Origin of the sequence: Amycolatopsis sp. NPDC059027 (assembly GCF_042739735.1) — a bacterium.
Classification (GTDB): domain Bacteria; phylum Actinomycetota; class Actinomycetes; order Mycobacteriales; family Pseudonocardiaceae; genus Amycolatopsis.
Genome location: NZ_JBHYIK010000016.1, coordinates 1 through 20,510, shown reverse-complemented (window position 1 = coordinate 20,510; position 20,510 = coordinate 1). Strand labels below are relative to the sequence as shown.

At 68.3% G+C, this 20,510-nt stretch carries 18 protein-coding genes; 10 read left to right on the top strand and 8 right to left on the bottom strand.

Annotated elements, in window-relative coordinates:
• Nucleotides 1-28 precede the first annotated feature (28 nt).
• The 3 genes from ACFWY9_RS13365 to ACFWY9_RS13355 form a co-directional block, all read right to left on the bottom strand.
• Nucleotides 29-472, bottom strand: coding sequence for a nitroreductase family deazaflavin-dependent oxidoreductase (locus ACFWY9_RS13365; protein ID WP_378338967.1), 444 nt, complete (start codon nt 470-472; stop codon nt 29-31).
• A 65-nt stretch (nt 473-537) separates the two neighbouring features.
• Nucleotides 538-975, bottom strand: a complete 438-nt coding sequence (locus ACFWY9_RS13360) for a VOC family protein (protein WP_378323366.1) — start codon at nt 973-975, stop codon at nt 538-540.
• Nucleotides 976-1,137: 162 nt separating this feature from the next.
• Nucleotides 1,138-1,983, bottom strand: coding sequence for an IclR family transcriptional regulator (locus ACFWY9_RS13355; RefSeq protein WP_378338966.1), 846 nt, complete (start codon nt 1,981-1,983; stop codon nt 1,138-1,140).
• A gap of 143 nt (nt 1,984-2,126) precedes the next feature.
• Here ACFWY9_RS13355 and ACFWY9_RS13350 point away from each other — a divergent pair, with 143 nt between their 5' ends.
• Nucleotides 2,127-3,293 (top strand): acyl-CoA dehydrogenase family protein, encoded by a 1,167-nt coding sequence (locus ACFWY9_RS13350; protein ID WP_378338965.1) that lies wholly within the window; start codon nt 2,127-2,129, stop codon nt 3,291-3,293.
• Nucleotides 3,293-4,492, top strand: coding sequence for a CaiB/BaiF CoA transferase family protein (locus tag ACFWY9_RS13345; RefSeq protein WP_378338964.1), 1,200 nt, complete (start codon nt 3,293-3,295; stop codon nt 4,490-4,492). The genes ACFWY9_RS13350 and ACFWY9_RS13345 overlap by 1 nt, the downstream gene beginning before the upstream one ends.
• Before the next feature lie 143 nt (nt 4,493-4,635).
• Here the strand turns inward: ACFWY9_RS13345 and ACFWY9_RS13340 are convergent, their stop codons facing one another.
• Together ACFWY9_RS13340 and ACFWY9_RS13335 are read right to left on the bottom strand one after the other, a co-directional pair.
• A complete protein-coding gene (locus ACFWY9_RS13340; protein WP_378323362.1) occupies nt 4,636-5,625 on the bottom strand; it encodes a malate dehydrogenase in 990 nt (329 codons plus the stop codon).
• 43 nt (nt 5,626-5,668) lie between these two features.
• A complete protein-coding gene (locus tag ACFWY9_RS13335) occupies nt 5,669-6,175 on the bottom strand; it encodes a MarR family winged helix-turn-helix transcriptional regulator (RefSeq protein WP_378338963.1) in 507 nt (168 codons plus the stop codon).
• Between the two features lie 508 nt (nt 6,176-6,683).
• Here ACFWY9_RS13335 and ACFWY9_RS13330 point away from each other — a divergent pair.
• The 7 genes from ACFWY9_RS13330 to ACFWY9_RS13300 all read left to right on the top strand — a co-directional run bounded on the left by ACFWY9_RS13330 (nt 6,684) and on the right by ACFWY9_RS13300 (nt 13,525).
• Nucleotides 6,684-7,319 carry a DUF4360 domain-containing protein gene (locus tag ACFWY9_RS13330; protein WP_378323359.1) on the top strand — a complete coding sequence of 212 codons (636 nt, stop codon included), beginning with the start codon at nt 6,684-6,686 and terminating at the stop codon, nt 7,317-7,319.
• 375 nt (nt 7,320-7,694) lie between these two features.
• On the top strand, nt 7,695-8,330 hold the full coding sequence (locus ACFWY9_RS13325) for a DUF4360 domain-containing protein (RefSeq protein WP_378323358.1): 636 nt from the start codon (nt 7,695-7,697) through the stop codon (nt 8,328-8,330).
• Nucleotides 8,331-8,477: 147 nt separating this feature from the next.
• Nucleotides 8,478-9,335 (top strand): helix-turn-helix domain-containing protein, encoded by an 858-nt coding sequence (locus ACFWY9_RS13320; protein WP_378323357.1) that lies wholly within the window; start codon nt 8,478-8,480, stop codon nt 9,333-9,335.
• A 161-nt stretch (nt 9,336-9,496) separates the two neighbouring features.
• The gene (locus ACFWY9_RS13315; RefSeq protein ID WP_378338962.1) at nt 9,497-10,186 is read left to right on the top strand and encodes a hypothetical protein; all 690 of its coding nucleotides are present in this window, start codon (nt 9,497-9,499) and stop codon (nt 10,184-10,186) included.
• Nucleotides 10,187-10,196: 10 nt separating this feature from the next.
• Nucleotides 10,197-11,261, top strand: a complete 1,065-nt coding sequence (locus ACFWY9_RS13310; protein WP_378338961.1) for a serine hydrolase domain-containing protein — start codon at nt 10,197-10,199, stop codon at nt 11,259-11,261.
• 125 nt (nt 11,262-11,386) lie between these two features.
• Nucleotides 11,387-12,220, top strand: coding sequence for a MarR family transcriptional regulator (locus ACFWY9_RS13305; protein ID WP_378338960.1), 834 nt, complete (start codon nt 11,387-11,389; stop codon nt 12,218-12,220).
• Nucleotides 12,221-12,403: 183 nt separating this feature from the next.
• On the top strand, nt 12,404-13,525 hold the full coding sequence (locus tag ACFWY9_RS13300; protein WP_378323353.1) for an FAD-dependent oxidoreductase: 1,122 nt from the start codon (nt 12,404-12,406) through the stop codon (nt 13,523-13,525).
• Between the two features lie 9 nt (nt 13,526-13,534).
• On the opposite strand, the gene ACFWY9_RS13295 is transcribed toward ACFWY9_RS13300, so the two are convergent.
• The 3 genes from ACFWY9_RS13295 to ACFWY9_RS13285 all read right to left on the bottom strand — a co-directional run bounded on the left by ACFWY9_RS13295 (nt 13,535) and on the right by ACFWY9_RS13285 (nt 19,583).
• Nucleotides 13,535-15,595 carry an FUSC family protein gene (locus ACFWY9_RS13295; RefSeq protein ID WP_378338959.1) on the bottom strand — a complete coding sequence of 687 codons (2,061 nt, stop codon included), beginning with the start codon at nt 15,593-15,595 and terminating at the stop codon, nt 13,535-13,537.
• Nucleotides 15,592-18,726, bottom strand: coding sequence for a GH92 family glycosyl hydrolase (locus tag ACFWY9_RS13290; RefSeq protein WP_378338958.1), 3,135 nt, complete (start codon nt 18,724-18,726; stop codon nt 15,592-15,594). The genes ACFWY9_RS13295 and ACFWY9_RS13290 overlap by 4 nt, the downstream gene beginning before the upstream one ends.
• Before the next feature lie 146 nt (nt 18,727-18,872).
• Nucleotides 18,873-19,583 carry a hypothetical protein gene (locus ACFWY9_RS13285; RefSeq protein ID WP_378323349.1) on the bottom strand — a complete coding sequence of 237 codons (711 nt, stop codon included), beginning with the start codon at nt 19,581-19,583 and terminating at the stop codon, nt 18,873-18,875.
• Nucleotides 19,584-19,704: 121 nt separating this feature from the next.
• On the opposite strand from ACFWY9_RS13285, the gene ACFWY9_RS13280 reads away from it, so the two are divergent.
• Nucleotides 19,705-20,478 carry a TetR/AcrR family transcriptional regulator gene (locus tag ACFWY9_RS13280; RefSeq protein WP_378338957.1) on the top strand — a complete coding sequence of 258 codons (774 nt, stop codon included), beginning with the start codon at nt 19,705-19,707 and terminating at the stop codon, nt 20,476-20,478.
• Nucleotides 20,479-20,510: the final 32 nt, after the last annotated feature.

Below are 20,510 nucleotides of genomic sequence, written 5' to 3'. Positions count from 1 at the left end.
CACCGTGTGGCCGGATCCTGACCGAGAGTCAGCCCACGGGGGTGAGCAGGACGATCGGGATCACGCGGCCGGTCTTCTGCGCGTACTCGTCGTACAGCGGGAACATGCGCGTCATCTGGGGCCAGAGGGTCGCGCGTTCGGCAGGGGAGGCGACGCGGGCGCGGGCGGTGAAGCGGCGAGTGCCGACCTGGACGCCGACACTTGGCTCCGCCTGGAGGTTCTTGAACCAGTCCGGATCGTCGTCCTCGCCGGCCTTGGAGGCGACGACGAAGTCGTCCCCCGAGGTGCCGTAGATCAGGCAGGCGCGACGCGGAATGCCGGTCTTGCGGCCGGTCGTGGCGAGCAGAAGGGTGTACAAGCCGTTCGACTCGTGTCCCTCGGTTCCGCCCGAGGCCAGATACGTACGGGTTTGCTCGGCGACCCAGTCCCATTGCGAGTCGGTGGCGCGGTCGAGGTCGGCGGCGACGGCCATGGCGGCGGTCCTTTCCGGTGCGGAGGGTTTGGCGATTCCTGGGACGACGTGAGGGAACCGTGGTGCTAGCCGAGTTCTTCGACCAGCCCGATGATGACCCCGGCTGGGCCCCGGGCGTAGGCGTACCGGCAGTAGTCCTCGTACCGCGCCACCTCGCCGACGAGCTCGGCGCCGTGCCCGCGCAGTCGGTCGAGGAGGTCGTCGAGGCCATCGACGACGAACGTGAGGCGGGGGATGCCCGGGACGTTCACCGGCGCCCTCGGCGCGGGGGTGCTGGACACGGGCGTGCGGAACGTCGACAGCTCGACCCGGCTGTGCCGGTCCGGGGTCCGCAGGAAGGCGATGTCCGTGTGGACGTTGTCCAGTCCGATGAGCTGGTCCGCCCATGCGCCCTCGACGGTCGTCTGGCCCTCCGGTTCCAGGCCCAGTTCGACGAAGAACGCGATGGCGGCCGCGAGATCCTCGACCACGATGCCGACGTGATCCATCCGCTTGATCGTCATGATCGCCTCCCGGTTCCGTGCGGCCCTCCTGGCCGCTCGTGCCCCTGTGACGGACCGGGCCCCGCGTTCTCGACACTCGCAATCGGCGAATGCTTGTGACTACCGTCACATCCTTTGTAGGGGCTTGCTGGTGGGTGCTTCCCCAGGCCGTGAACGAGGCCTTCACGGCATTCCGGGCACATCCACAGCCCCAGAACCCTTAGAGACTGTCAACCTCGGCGGGACAAGCGACCCGCGATCGCGGCGGTCGCGTCGATCAGCGCCTCGGCGATCGCGGGCAGCCGGTCGAGGATGCGGGAGGTGGGGCCCGCGACCGCGATGACGGCGGCGGGACCGCCGCCGATCAGGACGGGCCGGGCCGGGGGCGCGCGCCCGCGCGGGGGGCGCGCGGGGGGCCCCCCCCCCCCCCCCGGCGCCGGCCCCCCCCGCGGCGCTGACGTCGGGCAGCGTCTCGCCGCGATTGAAGGCGACACCGTCCGTGCGGACGACGTCGAGTTCCGCGCGCGCCGCCGGGATCCGGTCCTCCGGCAGCACGGAGGCCAGGTACGTCTCGCGGCGTCGTTCGGGCAGGTACGCCAGGAGCACCTTGCCCGCGCTCGGCGGGTACAGCGGCCGCCGGACGCGCAGGGGAGGGGAGTAGCGGATCAGCTGCCCGGATTCGACGGTGTCGAGGTAGATGAGCGCGTCGCCCACACCGACGCTGAGGGTGGCCGTCTCGTCGAACTCCGCGCGGAGGTCTTCGAGACTGGGCCGCGCCGCGGCGACGATGTCCGGCTTGCCCGCGGGCGAAAGGTTCGCGAGTGCCGGGCCGAGCCGGTAGACGCCGCTGTCCTCGACCAGGTATCCGGTGGAGACCAGGCCTTTCACCAGGCCGAACACCGAGGACTTCGGCGCGTCGAGGGTGGCGGCCAGTTCGTGCATCCGGGCGCCGCCTTCGCGGGCGACGCTCTCCAGGATGCCGGTCACCCGGCTCACCGTGCGGTGTTCCCGTGCGGCGGACTCGCTCATCGACATCCTCCCTGCGTTCGTATATACGAACTCTAGCTCACCTGGTCCTCAAGCGTATGCCTTGACCGGAGCGTGCCCGCCGCTTACGTTGGCCGTATATCCGGATTCGGGTTCGTAAATACGGACGATCGGAAGGCGAGGTCGTGGATTTCCAGCTGACCGACGATCAGGAGCTCATCCGCGGCGCGGTCCGCGAGCTCGCGGGGAAGTTCTCCGACGACTACTGGGCGGACAAGGACGAGCGAGGCGAATTCCCGCACGAGTTCTACAACGCCTTCGCCGGCGCGGGCTGGCTCGGAATGGCGATCCCCGAGGAGTACGGCGGTGGCGGGCTGGGCGTCCTCGAGGCCGCGCTGCTCCTCGAAGAGGTGGCCGCCTCCGGCGCGGCGATGAACGGCTGCAGCACGATGCACCTGACGATCTTCGGGCTCAACACGGTCGTCAAACACGGCAGCGAACAGCTGCGCCGCGAGATCCTGCCCCGGGCCGTCGACGGTTCGCTGCACGTGTGCTTCGGCGTCACCGAACCCGACGCCGGGACCGACACCACGCGGATCACGACGTTCGCGAGGCGCGACGGCGACTCCTACGTCGTCAACGGCCGCAAGGTGTTCATCACCAAGGCGGGCCAGTCGCAGAAGATGGTCCTCATCGCGCGGACGACCCGGCGCGAGGAGGTCGAAAAGCCCACCGATGGGATGTCGCTGTTCCTCGTGGACATCGAGTCCGGCGCCGTCCAGCTGCGCGCCATCCCGAAGATGGGCCGCAACGCCGTGCACTGCTACGAGGTGTTCATCGACGACCTCCGTGTCCCGGAATCGGCGCGGGTGGGGGAGGAGGGGCAGGGTTTCCGGTACCTGCTCGACGGTCTCAATCCCGAACGGATCCTGCTGGCCCACGAAGCGCTGGGGATCGGGCGTGCCGCCTTGCGTCGCGCCGTCCGGTACGCCAACGAGCGTGTCGTCTTCGACCGCCCGATCGGGCGGAACCAGGGCATAGCGTTCCCGCTCGCCGAGGCCGCCACCCGGCTCGACGCGGCCGAACTGATGGCCCGGAACGCCGCCTGGCGCTACGACCAGGGCCTGTCCTGCGGCAAGGAGGCCAACATGGCGAAATGGCTGTGTGCCGACGCGGGCTTCCAGGCCGCCGACGCCGCGGTGCAGACGCATGGCGGCATGGGCTACGCGCGGGAGTATCACGTGGAGCGGTACTTCCGGGAGGCCCGCCTGCTGCGGCTGGCGCCGATCAGTCAGGAGATGATCATGAACTACGTCGCCCAGCACGTCCTCGGGCTCCCGAGGTCCTACTGATGGCGGCCCGGGCGCTGGACGGGCTGAAAGTCCTTGACCTGTCCCGGGTTCTGGCCGGCCCGTACTGCACGCAGATGCTGTCCGACCACGGCGCCGAAGTGATCAAGGTCGAGCCGCCGGGCGGGGACGAGACCCGCGGCTGGGGCCCGCCGTTCGTCCGCGAGGGCACCAGCGCGTACTTCACGAACCTGAACCGCAACAAGAAGAACATCGTGCTCGATCTCTCCGCGCCCGCCGGCCGCGAAATTCTCGCCCGCCTGCTGGACGACGCGGACGTCGTCGTCGAGAACTTCAAGGCCGGGACGCTGGCCAAATGGGGTTACCCGGACGACGTCATCCGCGAGCGCTGGCCCCGCCTGATCCATTGCCGCATCACGGGTTTCGGCACCGAAGGGCCGATGGGCGGCATGCCCGGCTACGACGCCGTGCTCCAGGCGTACGGCGGTTTGATGTACGTCAGCGGCGAGGCGGACGGGCCGCCCGTGCGGGTCGGTGTTCCGCTCGTCGACAGCGTCACAGGGCTTTTCGCGTTCTCCGGGATCCTCCTCGCCCTGCGCGAGCGCGCGACCTCCGGGCTCGGCCAGCTGGTGGACTGCGCGCTGCTCGACACCGCGATCAGCCTGCTGCACCCGCATTCCGCGAGCTGGCTCGCCGAGGGCGTCGTCCCGCCCCGCGCCGGTTCCGCGCACCCGTCCATCGCGCCGTACCAGAACTTCGAGACCCAGGACGGTTTGCTGTTCATCGGAGCCGGGAACGACCGGCAGTTCGCCACTCTCGCCGACGTCCTCGGTGACCCCGGACTCGCGGAGGACTCGCGGTTCGCCACCAACGCCGACCGCGTGCACAACGCCGTCGAACTCCGTCGCATCCTCGGCGCCCGGATCGCCTGCTGGAAAGGGGAGGAGCTGGGTACGCGCCTGCTTGGCCGGGGCGTACCCGCTTCACCCGTCCACACCGTCGCCGAAGCCATGGACAGCCCTCAGGCACGTCACCGCGAGATGGTCGTCGACCTCGACGGCTATCGGGGAGTGGGGATCCCGGTCAAACTCGGCCGCACACCCGGCAAGCCCGTCAGCCCACCGCGGGCAGCGGGGGAGGACACCCGAGCCGTCCTGACCTCGGCCGGATACAGCGAGGCCGAGATCGACACCGCGATCAGCCAAGGCTCCGTGAGAACTCCGGGTTCCGAAAACCTCTAAGTGTATAACGACCTATACCACAGGGCTGCGAGCGAAAAAACCAGCCCTGCGTACGCAAGCAACTCACCACCAAAACAGCAAAGACAGGGAGAGGTCCCTTTCGCGTGGCTGCAAAAGGGACCTCTCCCGTGAAGTGGTCAGCCTCAGATCAGGCCGAGCTTCTTGACCGCGTCGCGCTCCTCGGCCAGCTCGTTGACCGAAGCGTCGATGCGGGGACGGGAGAACTCGTCGATCTCCAGGCCCTGGACGATCTCGTACTTGCCGTTCTTCGCGGTGACCGGGAAGGAGGAAATGAGGCCCTCCGGCACGCCGTACGAGCCGTCCGAGACGACGCCCGCGGAGGTCCAGTCGCCCTCGGCGGTGCCGTTGACCCAGGTGTAGACGTGGTCGATGGCGGCCGACGCGGCGGAGGCGGCCGAGGACAGGCCGCGGGCCTCGATGATCGCCGCGCCGCGCTTGGCGACGGTCGGGATGAAGGTGTCGGCCAGCCAGGCCTGGTCGTTGACGGCCTCCGTGGCGCTCTTGCCGGCGACCTCGGCGTGCTGGATCGAGGGGTACTGGGTGGCGGAGTGGTTGCCCCAGATCGCGACCTTCTTGATGTCGGTCACGGGTACGTCGAGCCGCTTCGACAGCTGCGCGAGCGCGCGGTTGTGGTCGAGGCGGGTCATGGCGGTGAAGCGCTCCGCCGGGACGTCGGGGGCGTGCTGCTGCGCGATGAGAGCGTTGGTGTTGGCCGGGTTGCCGACGACCAGGACGCGGATGTCCTCGGCGGCGCCGGCGTTGATGGCCTCGCCCTGCGGCTTGAAGATGCCGCCGTTGGCCTCGAGCAGGTCGCCGCGCTCCATACCCTTGGAGCGGGGACGCGCGCCGACCAGCAGGGCCACGTTGGTGCCCTCGAACGCCTGCTTCGGGTCGTCGAAGATGTCGATCCCGGCGAGCAGCGGGAACGCGCCGTCCTCGAGCTCCATCGCGGTGCCCTCGGCCGCCTTGACCGCCTGCGGGATTTCCAGCAGCCGCAGCTTCACCGGGGTGTTGGTGCCGAGCAGCTGACCGGACGCGATGCGGAACAGCAGCGCGTAGCCGATCTGTCCGGCCGCACCGGTGACGGTGACGTTGACGGGGGCTTGGGTCATTGCGCTTCTCCAGCTTGAGACGACTTTGGCTAGTACCGCGATGCTAGTACCCCGCGCGGTCGTCGTCCGGGTGCGTCCAGTCACTGTTCGCCGGGGCGGCGATATTGCGGCTTAGCCGGGCGAGTAGGGCCGCGAGGGTGGCGATCTCGCGGTCGGACAGCCCCGCGCGCAGCTGTTTGTCGTGGGCGATGGCCGCGGCGGCGAGGGTGTGGAAGGTGGTTTCGCCCTTGTCGGTGAGGGCGACGAGGTGGACGCGGCGGTTGCCGGGATCACGTCGGCGGGTGACCAGTCCGTCGTTTTCCATCCGGTTGAGGTGGTGGGTGAGCGTGGCGCCCTGGATCCCGACGGCCGCGGCGAGATCGCGCTGGGTGGTCGGCTTGCGGGTCTTGAGGGTGATGAGGATCTGCCAGACGGGCTGGGAGCCGCCCTTCGCGGCGAGTGCGTCGTCGAAGGCGCGGCCGACGACCTTGGCGGTGCGGGCGAGCACTACACCGATGGGGGCTTCCGGGAGGTGGGGCACAGCTGCACCGTAACGCAACTGGCGAGGCATCGAACGCTTTGACGTCTCATCGTTCGGTGCCTAATACCGCTGTTCAGGGGGTATCGAGTTGGATACGGGATCGTGTGATCCCGTGATCCCGCCGCGTCCTCACGGTTCCTGGTGGGCGAGGATGCCTTCGCCGCGTCGATGCCGGTAAGGCCACCTTGACGGCGTCAGGTGCCTGCGAGGGGGCCTTATCGGCACGGGAGTCCTATGGGGACACGGCTCGCGAACAGGCATCCATCGGGTTTCGCGCGGCGGCACTCCTCGACGCCTCTCCTTGGCCACTGCCTCATCCCCGGGGCGCGGAAGGGCTCCGGCGGGCGGGGACTTCTAAAACGGTTCCGAAGGTGTGACTACCCGGTCCGGCCCGTCGATTCTTTTGTCAATTCTTACGTATTTACCGGGGCGTGACCCTGCGTGAATGACTTTACTCCATACAGCGGGCGTCGCGTGGTACTGCTTGCGCTACTCTGGCGAAGCCTACGCCCACACGGAAGTAAGGGGAAGGAACCCCATGCTTACTGCGATGGCTGCTGCCCTTTTAGCAATTTCGTCGGTCGCTGCTCCGCATACATGGCCGACGAATCCGCCACCGGACAAGATTATCATCGATGTCGCTACTGTGAACGGTACCGGTTGCCCGCCCAAGTCGGCCGCGGTTTCGGTGGCGCCGGATAATACGGCGTTCACCGTGACCTACAGTATCTATACCGCCAAGGTCGGCGTTGGGGCGTCACCGACGGACTTCCGCAAGAATTGTCAGATCAGCCTGAGGGTGCACGTTCCACAGGGCTTCACCTATGGGATCACGCAGGCCGACTACCGTGGTTTCGCCCATCTCGAAGCGGGCGCGACCGGGCTGGAAAGAGCGAACTACTATTTCCAGGGCAACTCGCCGACTGCCTTTATCGACCATCCTCTCAAGGGGTTCTTGGAGGACGACTGGCAGTTCACCGACCAAACGGATATCGGTGCGATCATCTATAAGCCGTGTGGTGAGGAGCGGAATCTCAACATCAACACGGAGCTGCGGGCGAATGCCGGTACGTCGGATCCGAAGAAGACGACGAGCTTCGTGACGATGGACTCGACCGACGGCAGCATCAAGACCATCTACCACTTCGCCTGGAAGACCTGCCCGGAGCAGTGAGCGGCGCTGGGACGCGTGTGTGCCCGGTCTCCGGTGGCCACGCGCCCCAGTGCGTTCGCGGACGAGTGCTGCCTGGCCTGGCGGCCGTTGCGACGTCGTCGCGGTGAATGGGATACCCCAATTGCCTTGTTTGCCGGGTTGTATTCGTGCCGGGCTGTCCAGACCAGTTCGGTGCATTGGTTCGTCACTGTGGGTTTTTCGCGCATTTTTTGTTGAACGGTCAATGTCCACAGTGGCTTTGTTAAGGATACGGTAAAAACTTTGCTGCGTGTAGCTAAGTAATTACGTTGCTCCATTCAGTGGGCCTCGGAAGGTAGCGGTTGCGCTACCCTGTCGACACCCCCGCCCACATCGGAAGTAAGGGGAAGGAACCCCATGCTTACTACGATGGCCGCTGCCCTTTTAGCGCTTTCATCGGTCGCTTCGCCGACGCCGCATTCGTGGCCGACGAATCCTCCGCCGGACAGGATTATCATCGACGTCGCGACCGTGAACGGTAGCGGCTGCCCGCCCAACTCGGCCGCGGTCGCGGTGGCGAGCGACAACACGGCGTTCACGGTGACCTACAGCGAATACACGGCCCAGGTCGGTGTCGGTTCGTCGCCAACGGACTTCCGCAAGAATTGTCAGATCAACCTACGTGTCCACGTGCCGCAGGGATTCACCTATGGAATCGCCGCGGCGGATTACCGTGGTTTCGCGCATCTCGAATCCGGTGCGTCCGGGCTCGAACGAGCGAACTACTATTTCCAGGGCAACTCGCCGACGGCATACGTGAATCATCCGATCAAGGGATTCTTCGAGGACGACTGGCAGTTCCGGGATTCGACGGATGTCGGCGCGATCGTCTTCAAGCCGTGTGGTGAGGAGCGGAACCTCAACATCAACACGGAGTTGCGGGTGAATGCCGGAAGCTCCGATCCGAACAAGACGACGAGCTTCCTGACGATGGACTCGACGGACGGCAGCATCAAGACCATCTACCACTTCGCCTGGAAGAACTGCCCGTAACAGCGTGTGACTCCGGACTCGTGAGCGCTCACCCCCTTGGCGCTCACGAGTCCGCCGTGTTCCGGGCCGGAGACACCGCACTCCCTTGCGGTGAATCCGCGCGTGGCTTGGCGCCCGGCGTGGCGGAGCCGCTCTAGCGTCCCTTCCATGAGCGATCCATCCACTGCGCGGTACCGGGAAGTCGGGTTCGAACTGAGGACCTGGCGCGAGTCCAACGAGCTGACCTGCCGGGAGCTTTCGCGACAGACGGGCCTGCCGTTGTCGAGTCTCTCCTTCTACGAGAACGGCCGCCGGGCGATCTCGTCCACCGACGCGGCCGTGTATCTGGCCATCTGCGGCGCGCCGAGAGCCGAACGCGAGCGCATCATCGACCTGACGGCGGTGCCGAACGGCGATCTGTACTGGGTGCGGCCGTACTTCGACAGCCTGGTCGACCCGCTGAAGTCGCTGATCATCCAGGAGAACCTGGCCCAGGCGATCATCAACTACGAGCCGATGACCATCCCCGGTCTTCTGCAGACCGAAAGCTACGCACGTGCGGTTTTCGAGGCGGGCCAGGCAGTCGCGACGGACCGGATCGACCGGCTGGTCGGCGCACGGATGGACCGGCAGAACCTGCTCGAGAAACGGAACCCGCCGCACTGCACCTTCTACGTGCATGAGCGTGCGATCCGGGAAGGGGTCGGCGGTCCGGCGGTGATGCACGAGCAGGTGCAGTACCTGACGCTGGCGATGAACCTGCCGTGCTGCACCGTCAGGCTCGTGCCCGAGTCCTTGCCGCGATTCCGAGCGTTCCCGACCCCGTTCCGGCTGATGGACTACGACGATCATCCGGCGCTTACCTACATCGATGTGTACGTGGCTGCCTTGTTCATCGACCATCGGCCTGCGGTGGAAGCCTTCTACGAGGTCTCCTCAAGCTTGGAGCAGGGGGCGCTCAGCGAGGCTGAGACGGCTCACCGGCTCGCGCGGTACGCGAGTGAATACGAGCGGATGCAGGGCTAAGATGACGGCTCGCGTGTTGCCAGGGTAGATCCGTGGGCATCCGGCAGAGCGTGCCGCGTTTACCGATCACGTCGCGACGGTGGACGGTTTCATCGCGATTTCATCGGCCGTCATTAGCGTCTCGCCGCGAACAGGGTGTCCACAACTGAATCGGGGCGCGGATGGCGGGACAGGAGTCGGCGTGGGGCTGGATGTGGGTCTACACCAGCAGCCGTCGTGAAGACGGTCTGGAAGTGATCCCGTACTTCGAGGCGTTCCCCACGCAGGAGCAGGCCCGTGCGCATCTGCAACGTCATCTGGACGGCGCGTTGCCGGACGCGCCCGCGGCTAAGGCCGCGCCCATGCTGCGGGCGGTCCGGCCGGGGGCGCCGGTCGTGGTGCGGTGCCCGCCCGACACCTGGCTCGTGTTCGAGATCCCGTCCGGCTCCACAGTGGACGGTGCGGCGACCGCGTACGTCGATCGGAACCGGGACCTGCTGGTGCGTGGTCTGAGACCGGGGAGCGGCGCGGAGGTGCTCAAGCGGGTCCGGGACAACGCCCTGGTGCTCGTGGTCGCGGTGGTGCTGTTCGGGCTGGCCGTGTTGCTGGGGCCGTTCCTGCTGGTCACGAGCCTCGTGGACAGCGGCGCTTCGCCCAGTTGCGAGGGCCGGGTGATGAGCCCCGGCGACGTCTGCCAGGTCTCCTCGGGCAGGGGTGACACGGACGTCTTCGACTACCAGCAGATGATCGAGCGGACGCAGTCGGGCAACACCACGGCGGTGCTCCTCGGTGTGGTCGTGACCGCGGTGGAAGTGGTGCTCGTGCTCGTGGTGGCTCGCCGCCGGATGCGCGAGCGGGCGAGGGTCGGATAGGGGGTCGGTGGTGGCGGGGCCGGACATCATCACGAGCGCTTCTGGGGCTGTTCTGGATCAGGCCAGGCTGAGCCGGGCGATCGAGACCACCACGTGCACCTGGACCGAAGCCGCGCGCGACATGGAAAGCTATCTGGCGACTCAGGTAGCCGACGCCAGTCACACCGAGGTCATCGGGCCGTTGCTCGACGCGGCCGGTGGTAGCGGCGTGGTCCGTTTCGGTGGCAGAGAGGTTGCCACCTGGGGTGACCCTTCGGGGCCCGAAATGGCGTTCAGCGCCACGAAGAGTGTCGCGTCCGTGGTGGCCGGAGCCGCATACGATGCCGAACTGCTGGTACCTCATCAGGCGGTACACGACGTCCTCGGCCTGCCCGAGTTCGCCGAGGGCGCGGCACGGGACATCACCTGGGAACACTTGCTCCAGCAGACGAGCCAGTGGGAGGGCACGCTCTGGACCAAGCCGACTTCGGCTGACTTGCAGAGCTTCCGTGAGGGCACCGAGGTCCATGGGACTCCGCCAGGGGAGGGCTGGGCCTACAACGACGTCCGGATGAACCTGCTCACCTACGCTCTCACCGTGCTGCTGGGGCGTTCGCTCGAAGACGTATTGCGAGACACCGTGATGAGCCCGCTCGGCGCGTCATCGACCTGGTCCTGGCACGGCTATCGCAATTCGTTCGTCGACGTGAATGGCACCTCGGTCGCGGTGGTGAGCGGCGGCGCGCACTGGGGCGGCGGCCTGTTCGTTTCCGCCGCCGATTTCGCACTGCTCGGCCAGCTGTATCTCGACGGCGGCAGGGCCGGCGAGCGGCAGCTGATCAGTGCTGAGTGGATCCGGCGTTCGTGGTCGCCGTGCGAGGTCAAACCCGAGTACGGCTACCTGTGGTGGTTGAACGACGAGCGCAAGCCCTGGCCGATGGCGCCGCGGACCGGGCGCGGTGCCCGGGGGAACGGGGGCAGGCATCTGTTGTGGGTCGACCCAGCCCGTGACCTCGTCCTGTGCTCACGCTGGAACGAGAACATCGGACGCCTGCTCGCCGAGGTCTCGGCGAGTGTCACTCCCGCTGCGGCCTGACTCCGGCGTGGTCGACGGGCGCCCGACCAGATTGGCAAAGCTCTTGGTGTCGGATCCTGGGTGAGCCGTTCGTGGAGTGGGTGAGCGGCCGCCACGAGGGCGCCGCCACGAGCACAGGAGACGAGATGTCGCACCCGGAACCCGTCGCCCGCCGCATGTACGACCTGATCGAGCCGATCGGTCTGGTGCCCTACCTCGCCGAGGGCTCCGACGACGACCTGATGGCGCTGGGCCTGCGCAACCAGTGGGACGCCTACTTCGCCGGACGAGCCGCACCCCTCGGCCGCTCCACGCCCGCCGAAGTCATCCACGCCGTCTTCTACAACTTCGCCCCCGGCGAAGTAGCACGCCACATCCCCCACGTCTGGAACCTGACCACACCCGAAGCGGCACTGGCCGCTCGTGAGCGAGGCTGCGTCGCGGCGATGCGGCGGATCCTCGGTGACCTCGCCGACGGCCCCGCCATCGCGCGCGCCGCCGATCTCCTGCTGCGAGCGGCGACCAGTGCACCGGTGGAGGGTCGCGCGCTCTATGCCGCGCTTCGCGCGCTCCCGGTACCGCAGGAGCCGATGGCCCGGCTGTGGCACGCGGCCACTCTGCTCCGCGAGCATCGCGGCGACGGCCACACCGTCGCGTTGGTGGCCGAGGGCGTTGGCGGGACGGAGGCCCACGTACTCCACGCCCTGTCCGTCGACATGCCTGCGCAGGAGTTCGGCCGGGTCCATCATCTCCCCGCCGCGCAGCTGACCGCGGTCATCGACGGCATGCGTGCCCGCGGTCTCGTCGGGACCGACGGCTGGCTCACCCCTGCCGGCCGCGCCACGAAGGAACGAGTCGAGGCAATGACCGACCGGCTCGCGGAGGCGCCGTACAACGCGCTGAGCCCTGCCGAACTCGACCACCTCACCGCCGACCTCACCCCCGTCTCAGCCACTCTCCAGGCCACCTATCCCTGGTAGCGGTCGCCGTGGAATCCGAAGCCAGGTAAGATTCGTGGTGTCGCGAAAAACGATGTCCCGCGGCGTTGCTCGCCGGACATCGCGCACACATCGATGCAGGATGGTTCCTATCGGTGAGCGTCTCCGTGCCGAGATCGGGCGTCCCGCCCGCTCCCGGTGTCGACCGCAACCGAGGAGCGCACCATGCAGAAGACCGTCACCATCGTCGGAGCGGGACTGGGCGGGCTGACGCTCGCACGGGTCCTCCAAGCCCACGGCGTCGCCGCAACGATCTACGAGGGTGAGGCGTCGGCGACGGCGCGCACCCAGGGCGGCCTGCTCGACATCCACGAAGAAACCGGGCAGGTCGCGCTCCACGCGGCGGGCTTGTACGACGAGTTCCGCGCCCTGGTCCGGCCAGGCGAGGACGCCAAGCGCGTCGTCGACCGCCACGGCACGATCCTGCTCGACCGGCCCGCGGACCCCCGTTCGGCCCGCCCCGAGGTGGATCGCGGCGAACTCCGCCGCCTGCTCATCGACTCGCTCGCCCCCGGGACCATCCACTGGGGCCACAAGCTCACCGCGCTCCGGCACCACCCGACGGGCGGCTTCGACCTCACCTTCACGGCGGGTTCCACCGTCCACGCCGACGTCGTCGTCGGCGCGGACGGCGCCTGGTCGAAGGTCCGGCCGCTGCTCACCCAGGCCGAGCCGCGCTACAGCGGCACCTGCTTCGTCGAGATCGCCCTCGCCTCGGGCGGCCAGGACCACCAGGCCAGCGTGGCCGCGATCGGCAGCGGCACACTGATGGCGGTCGCACCGGGCCAGGGCATCATCGCCCACCGCGACGCGGACGGCGGTGTGCGCGGTTACGTAGCACTGAACAAACCCGAGGAGTGGATGCGGTCGATCGACTTCGGTGACCCGGCCGCCGGTCTCCGCCGCCTCGTCCACGAGTTCGATGGCTGGTCGCCGCTGCTCACCGCGTTCGTGACAGGCAGCGACGCGGAGCCGTGGCTCCGGCCGATCCACGCGCTCCCTGTCGGGATCAGCTGGGACCGGGTGCCGGGCGTGACGCTCGTCGGCGACGCCGCGCACTTGATGTCGCCCTTCGCCGGCGAAGGCGCCAACCTCGCCATGTACGACGGCGCCGACCTGGCGCGCGAGCTGGCCGGGCAGCCTGACGTCGAGTCTGCGCTCGCCGCCTATGAGAAGCGGCTTTTCCCGCGCAGCCGCGAGGTCGCCGCCCAATCGGCGCACAATCTCGAGACCTTCTTCGGCCAGGAGGCGCCGAACAGCGTGGTCACGCTGTTCGGACGCTCTTGAGGGCGGAGCTCACGGGTTCTTGGCCTCGACGCCGAAGGCCCGGCCGAGGGCGATCAGTCCTTCGTCGAGGTGGCTGAGGCTGGAGAGCACGGCGCGGGTCTCGGCGTGGTCGATCCGGTCGGCCACCGGGGTGCCGTCGTCGCGGATGAGGGGGTGGACCGTCTTTCCCGGTTCGCCGACGGCTTCGTGGATCTTGTCGATGTTGGCGAGCAGGCGTCCGGTGAACAGTTTCAGCCGGTCGGCGACGGGGCCCGTGAGCTGGCCGGGCTCGGCGCGCGCGGCGACGTGGCGGGCGCGGAAGGCGATGGTCTCGGCCGTGGTGAGGACGTGCCAGCCGTAGTCGCGGCGGGCGCTGTGCAGGTTGACGGGGTGGGTGAGCGGTTCGACCGTGGTGCGCAGGGTGTCGACGTCGCGGTCGATGTCGCGGGACAGTTCGACGATGTTGACGTTCTCCTCGCCCGACAACAGTTTCTCGGTCTTTTCGAGGAACTCGTGGAGGTCGTCGAGGACGGTGCCGATGTCGTCGAGCATGACCGAGCGGGTGCGGACCGGGAGGATGACGAGCGCGGCGAGGATGCCCGCGGTCGCGCCGACGGCGGTTTCGGCGACGCGGATCCACAGCACTTCGAGGCTGAACGTGCCGAGCAGGCTGTAGAGCAGGCCGAGCATGCAGGTGATGAAGAAGGACATCACCACCTGGGACACGCGGGAGGTGTAGACCATGCCGAACACGCACACCAGGATCAGCGTGAGGGTGGCGGGGAGGTTGCCGCCGACGAGCAGGGCGAGCAGCATGCCGCCGAAGATGCCGATGAGGGTGCCGCCGACACGCCGGGCGCCCTTGACGAAGGTGGCGCCGGACGACGAGGTGCCGATGAACACCACGAACACGGTGAGCACGGCCCAGTACCAGCGTTGGTGGGAGACGAGTTCGCCGCCGAGCACGGCGAGCCCGCCGCCGATGACGGCCTGGATGGCGCTGCGGGTGCGGTTGTCGTAGGCGAAGGCCGGGGTGGGTTCCTCGGCTTCGTCAGGGTCGTACGGACTGTCCAAAGTGGCTTCTCGCTCGGCGGCGCGCTGGGCGCGGTCGTCGGCGAGGGCGAGTTCGGCGATGGCGCGGCGGACGCCGTCACCGGGTTTGGCGCGTTCGTCGATGCGGCTGCCTTCGACGAGCATGCGGCTGTACTCGCCGGTCTGGCTGATCAGCGGGAGTTCGCGAGGGTCGCGTTCCATCAGCGCGCGGAACCGGGCCAGGCGGGCGATGAGGTCGTCGCGGGTTTCCTCGGCGAGGTCCTTGCTGCAGGTGCGCTGGACGGTGATGACGAGCCACTGGACGGCGAGTTCGACTTCGATGGCGCGCCGGCGCAGCCGGCCGGCGACCTCTTCGCCGACGACGTCGGGTGCGGAGTCCTCGATGAGCAGGACGCATTCGTGCAGGCGGTTGTAGGCGGTGCGCAGTTGCTTCCTGGTGCGGTCGCTGCCGTCGACAGCGAGATAGGCCTCGCAGCCGCGGATGACGGTGGCGAGCCGGGCGCGGAAGGCGCGGCGGACGCGGAGGAGTTCGGCGTCGGCGTTGCGGCGCAGGATGACGAACCGGACCAGGGCGTTGGCGGCGATGCCCACGGTGAGCGCGAGCAGGACTTCGGGGACCTGCTTGATGTGGGTCTGCAGGAACATCGCGAAGAAGAACAGGAAGAAGCCGACCGAGCCGAGCGCGATGCCGCGGGGCCCGAAGCGCTGGGCGTAGACGGCGAAGAAGATCAGCACGACGATGAGGACGCTGTTGAGCGGCGGCAGGGTCGCGCCGAGGCTGGCGATGGTGACGGTGGCGGCGCCGGTGACCCAGGCCAGTCCAAGGGTGACGGCCTGGGCTCCGGGGGTGGTGTCGTTGACGGTGAACGCGGTCGTCATCGCGGAGATGGCACCGACGAGCATGATCGTCAGCGGCAGGTGGACCGGCAGCAGGGCGAGGATCGCGATGACGATGCCCAGCACGGCGGACAGGCCGACGCGGAGACGGACCAGGCCGGGGTCGGACGCGGTGATTCGGTCGTGGAGATTTCTGATCATCGGGCGAGAAGCTCCCACTGGGCGAGGCTGACATGACGCCGGGTCGCGGCGGTGACGCGCAGCCGGTAGTGCGGGTGTGTGGCGGGGGTGCCGAGGACGAACGGCCGGGTCTGGCGGCGCCAGCGGAACAGTTCGTCGCGACGTTCGTCGAGAGTGGTCCAGTGGTCGCCGTCCGGTGAGCCTTCGAGGACCCAGGCACGGGGATCTCCCGCGCCGACACCGGAGGTGAGCGTGTACATGACGAGTTCGTGTCCGGGATTGTCGGGGGTGAATGCGATAGTCGGGGTGGCGGTGCGGAAGGTCGTCTCGGTGCGGGAGGTGTTGTCGAACAATGGCGTGGTGTCGCCGTGTGCGGAGCGGGCGGTGCCGGTGAGGTCGGTCAGCGGGGCAGGAGTGGCAGGGGGTGCGGGTGGCCGTCCCCAGCCGGTGGGAGAGGTGGTGAGGTCGAACTCGAGGACGGCGCCGCGGGTGAGGGCGGCGTGGGCGACGGTGGTGGTGTCGCAGGGTTCGCCGTCGAGGGTGAGGCCGCTGACGTAGCAGGTGTCCGCGGTGTTGCCGGGGGCGCGGATGACGAGGTCCTTCCCGTTTTCGAGGTGGATGGTGACGGTGCGGAACAGGGGGGCGCCGAGGGCGTAGCGCGGGCTGCCGACCGCGAGCGGGTAGAAGCCGAGTGCGCTGAAGACGTACCACGCGGACATCTCGCCGTTGTCTTCGTCCCCGCAGTAGCCCTGGCCGAGGTCGCTGCCGAGGTAGAGCCGCCGGAGGATCTCGCGGACGACGCGCTGGGTTTTCGCGGGCGCCCCGGCGAGGTTGTAGACGTACGGGATGTGGTGGGACGGCTGGTTGGAGTGGCCGTACTGGCCCATGCGGACGTCGCGGGCCTCGGTCATCTCGTGGATGATCCCGCCGTACGAGCCGGGTTTGCGGCCGGTCTCGGGCGTGGCGAAGAAGGTGTCGAGCTTGGCTTCGAGCGCGGCGTGTCCACCGTGGAGCGCGGCGAGGCCGGGGCCGTCGTGGGGTACCGAGAAGGCGGTGTTCCAGGAGTTGGTTTCGGTGAAGTCGCCACCCCAGGCCTCGGGGTCGTAGCCGTGGGCGGGGAAGTGGCGGGTGCCGTCGCGGTTGCGTCCCTGGAAGAAGCCGATCTCCGGGTCGAAGTGGTTGACGTACTGCTGGGCGCGCTGGCGGAAGTAGGCCGCGTTGTCGGCGTACACGCGAGCGCGGTGTCCTTCGCTTTCGCGGGCGAGGGCGTCGGAGAGGTTGGCGAGGCCGAAGTCGTTGACGCAGCCTTCGAGCGCCCATGACAGTCCTTCGTGGACGGACGTGGGCGTGTAGCCGAGGAAAATCGAGCGATCGAGTCCCTTGCGGCCGACTGCCTGGGCCGGCGGGGTGACCGTGGCGTTCTTCACGGCCGCGTCGTAGGCGGTTTCGACGTCGAAGCCGCGGACGCCCTTGAGGTAGGCGTCGGCGAAGGCGACGTCGGAGCTGGTGCCGGTCATGAGGTTGGCGTAGCCGGGGGAGGACCACCGGGAGATCCAGCCGCCTTCGCGGTACTGCTGGACGAACCCGTCGATCATCCGGCCGCAGTGGCGGGGCGTGAGCAGGGCGTAGGCGGGCCAGGTGGTGCGGTAGGTGTCCCAGAAGCCGTTGTTGACGTACATTTCGCCGTCGACGATCTTCGCGCCGGTGCGGGTCCGGGTGCTGGGCAGCAGGCGGCGGATGACCGGGCTGGCGTGGCGGATCCCGTTCGGAGTGTTCTCGTGCGCGATGTTCGGATAGAGGAACAGGCGGTAGAGGTTCGAGTAGAACGTCGTGAGCTGATCTTCGGTAGCGCCTTCGATCTCGACGCGGCCGAGCAACTCCTGCCACTGCGCGCGGGCCTGGTCACGGACGTGCTCGAACGTCGTCCCGGCGGGGATTTCCAACGCGAGATTGCGCTTGGCCTGCTTGAGACTGATCAGCGAGGTCGCTATCCGCAGCGTCACCGCGGGCGCGTCGAACTCCAGATAGCCGGTGACGGTCCGCCAGGGCGGGCGGCGGATCTTGCCGCCGTGGCGGACGGGGACGTCGGTCTCGGCGTAGACGAACATGCGGCGCGCGCCGGTCGAGAGCCTGCTGCGCACCCACGTGTGCCCGGTGACGACGCCGGTCGCCGGGTGCAGGCGGAGGCCGCCGCGGTTGCGGGCGTTGTCGAACAGCAGCCAGCCATGCTCGCCGGGAAAGGTGAAGCGGAGGATCGCGGCGTGCTCGGTGGGGGCGAGGTCGGCGGTGACGCCGTTGTCGAACCGGACGCCGTAGTGATGAGGCCGGTCGATCTCCTCGTCGTGGGAGAACGTGAGCGCGCGCCGCGCCCGGCGGGGTTCGACCGCGCCGATTCCCGGCATGACCTGGAAGGTATGGCGGTCGCCCATCCACGGGCTCGGCTGGTGGCTGAGCGCGAAGGCCTGCAGCGCCGGGCGGTTCTCGGACGTGTTGTGCCGGTGGTAGGAGTAGATCCAGTTCGTGGCGCCGGCGTCGGTGACCGGGGTCCAGAAGTTGAATCCGTGCGGCACCGCCGTCGCAGGGAAGGTGTTGCCCCGCGAGAACTCGCCGCTGGAGTGCGTGCCGCGGGTCGTGCGGACGTGCTCGACCTGCTCACGCGGCTCGATCACGCGCTCGGCGATGCGGACGTCGTCGAGCCAGCCGCACGGCTCGTCTTCCCCCGGCGGCGGCGCGGTCATCAGTGTGATCCGGCGGGCACGACGTCCCGTGAAGGCGCCGAGGCGATGGCGGACGAGATTCCACTGACCGACGTAGAGCGTTTTTTCCTCGCCCTGCTCGGTGGCCGAGAACCCGGCCGTGGAGCCGTCCTCGAACTCGACGTCGAGCGCGACGTAGGTACTGCGGTAACCCGGGCCGTCGTCCGGCTCCGGGAAGACCACATAGGACAGTTCACTGTGCTCGGTGATCTCGACGTCGAGATCGAACAGTGTCGCCCAGGTGGTGCCGGAGTAGCGGAGTGCGCGAAAGCCGGTGTAGCCGACGCCGGTCTTCGCGGTCGGGGAGTGTTGCGGCCCGGCGCCGACGCGCAGGGCCGGGTCCACTGGCTGCGGATCACCCGACTCGAAGGAGGAGAAGAACCCGGTGATCGTCACCCGCTCACCGTATCCGCCGCCTCGTGAGTCGGCAGCGGACGCCGCTGCCGTCCCCCGGCGAGGAACCGTTCGATCAGGTTCCGTGTCGCCTCGACGTCCGCGCGGCCCAGTGTGGTGGCGCCGTTGCGCGGCCGCCGCGACGGATGTCAGGGCAGCGTGGCCGCGAGGTCGTGAAGGCTCGCGAGCGTGATGGCGACGGCGGACCGCTCGGCGTCGGTGAGGGGGACTTCGGCCGCCCGGGTGAGAAAATCGCGGGCGGCGGCCGGGTCGCCGGTGCGCACGGCGAGTTCGGTGCGGTAGGCCAGCGCTTCGAGCAGATCGACCGGCGTCGCGGTCTCCTGGTGGCGGCGGAGACCGTTGTCCAGGATCAGGGCGGCCTGCTCGTCGGAGCCTTTGGAGTCGCCCATGACCACGGCGCTGCGCAGGGACGCGGCGAGCTTCCCCGGGGCCTCGTCGGTGGGGTCCGCCTTGGCGGCGAAGATCCTGATCCAGTTCCCACCGGGATCGACGACGGTGAATCCGGACAGGTTCCCGGCGTTCTTTCGCTTGCGTGGCCTGGTCATCCGCGGAATCCCGGAGACGAGCAGCTTGCCGTGGACCGCGCGCATCCCGTCGGCGAAGGCGCGGAACAGCTCGCCGGTGTCGGGCACGATCACCAGGCAGCTTCCGTAGGAGTCTTCGGGGTTGAAACCGGGCATGCCGAAGAACTGCAGTTGAATGTCCTCGCGCTTCAGCGACACGCACGTGTAGGGGCGGGCCTGGTAGTAGGTCTGGGTGAAACCGAGCATTTCGTAGAACTCGGCGATCTCGTCGATGGACCGGCAGGGCAGCAGCGGCACGGTCATCTCGTGGGCCATTCGTGAGTCCCCTCGGCGGACGTTGTGGTACGCCGTACCGTACGGCGTACCACAGAACTGTACGGTACGGTGTACGGCAGTGACAAGGCGATGGTCCGCCGGGTCGGGAAGGAGATCGCGGGTGAGCCGACGTTCCTCGGTGTCGGATCTGACGCGCGGCATCTACCTGCTGTGGGGGCACCATCCCGCTCCCGGCCGCTCCGGTCTCACCGTGCCGGCGATCGTGGCCGCCGGTATCGAAATCGCCGACGCCGACGGGCTCGACGCCGTCTCGATGCGCAAGGTCGCCGACCACCTGGGTGTCGGCGCGATGTCGCTCTACGGGCACGTTCCCGGCAAGGACGAGCTCACCACGCTCATGGTCGACTCGGTCCTCGGCGAGCTGTACGGCAACGACGTCGAGGCCGCGACCCGCGCCGGCGGCTGGCGTGCGGCGATGAAGTTCGTCGCCGAGCGGAACTGGTCCCTCTACCAGCGGCATCCGTGGCTGCTCGACATCCGCGCGTCCCGCCCGAACCTCGGGCCGAACATCAGCCGGAAGTACGAAACCGAGCTGCGTCCACTCGATGGCATAGGCCTGTCCGACGTCGAGATGGACGCCGCGCTGACCCTGGTGCTCGGCCACGTCGACAGTGCCGCCCGCGCGCACCGGAGCACCTCGCGGGCCCAAGCCGACTCCGGGATGTCCGACGCCGAATGGTGGAGTGTCGTCGCCCCGGTCCTCGAACAGGTCATGACCGACGACGACCTCGTCCTGTCCGCCCGCGTCGGCGGTGCTGTCGGTGCGCACTTCAATGCGGCCCAGGACCCCGAACACGCTCTCGCGTTCGGCCTCGACACCATCCTCGACGGCATCGAAACCCGCATCCTGGGCACCTTCCCCGGATGCCGTTAAGGCCACCTTACGGGCGTCAGACGCCCGTAAGG

What these genes read in the sequence shown, in the direction of transcription:
- ACFWY9_RS13365 (WP_378338967.1), bottom strand. Translation starts at nt 472, where the DNA reads ATGGCCGTCGCCGCCGACCTCGACCGCGCCACCGACTCGCAATGGGAC.
- ACFWY9_RS13360 (WP_378323366.1), bottom strand. Translation starts at nt 975, where the DNA reads ATGACGATCAAGCGGATGGATCACGTCGGCATCGTGGTCGAGGATCTC.
- ACFWY9_RS13355 (WP_378338966.1), bottom strand. Translation starts at nt 1,983, where the DNA reads ATGAGCGAGTCCGCCGCACGGGAACACCGCACGGTGAGCCGGGTGACC.
- ACFWY9_RS13345 (WP_378338964.1), top strand. Translation starts at nt 3,293, where the DNA reads ATGGCGGCCCGGGCGCTGGACGGGCTGAAAGTCCTTGACCTGTCCCGG.
- ACFWY9_RS13340 (WP_378323362.1), bottom strand. Translation starts at nt 5,625, where the DNA reads ATGACCCAAGCCCCCGTCAACGTCACCGTCACCGGTGCGGCCGGACAG.
- ACFWY9_RS13335 (WP_378338963.1), bottom strand. Translation starts at nt 6,175, where the DNA reads ATGCCTCGCCAGTTGCGTTACGGTGCAGCTGTGCCCCACCTCCCGGAA.
- ACFWY9_RS13330 (WP_378323359.1), top strand. Translation starts at nt 6,684, where the DNA reads ATGCTTACTGCGATGGCTGCTGCCCTTTTAGCAATTTCGTCGGTCGCT.
- ACFWY9_RS13325 (WP_378323358.1), top strand. Translation starts at nt 7,695, where the DNA reads ATGCTTACTACGATGGCCGCTGCCCTTTTAGCGCTTTCATCGGTCGCT.
- ACFWY9_RS13320 (WP_378323357.1), top strand. Translation starts at nt 8,478, where the DNA reads ATGAGCGATCCATCCACTGCGCGGTACCGGGAAGTCGGGTTCGAACTG.
- ACFWY9_RS13315 (WP_378338962.1), top strand. Translation starts at nt 9,497, where the DNA reads ATGGCGGGACAGGAGTCGGCGTGGGGCTGGATGTGGGTCTACACCAGC.
- ACFWY9_RS13305 (WP_378338960.1), top strand. Translation starts at nt 11,387, where the DNA reads ATGTCGCACCCGGAACCCGTCGCCCGCCGCATGTACGACCTGATCGAG.
- ACFWY9_RS13300 (WP_378323353.1), top strand. Translation starts at nt 12,404, where the DNA reads ATGCAGAAGACCGTCACCATCGTCGGAGCGGGACTGGGCGGGCTGACG.
- ACFWY9_RS13295 (WP_378338959.1), bottom strand. Translation starts at nt 15,595, where the DNA reads ATGATCAGAAATCTCCACGACCGAATCACCGCGTCCGACCCCGGCCTG.
- ACFWY9_RS13285 (WP_378323349.1), bottom strand. Translation starts at nt 19,583, where the DNA reads ATGGCCCACGAGATGACCGTGCCGCTGCTGCCCTGCCGGTCCATCGAC.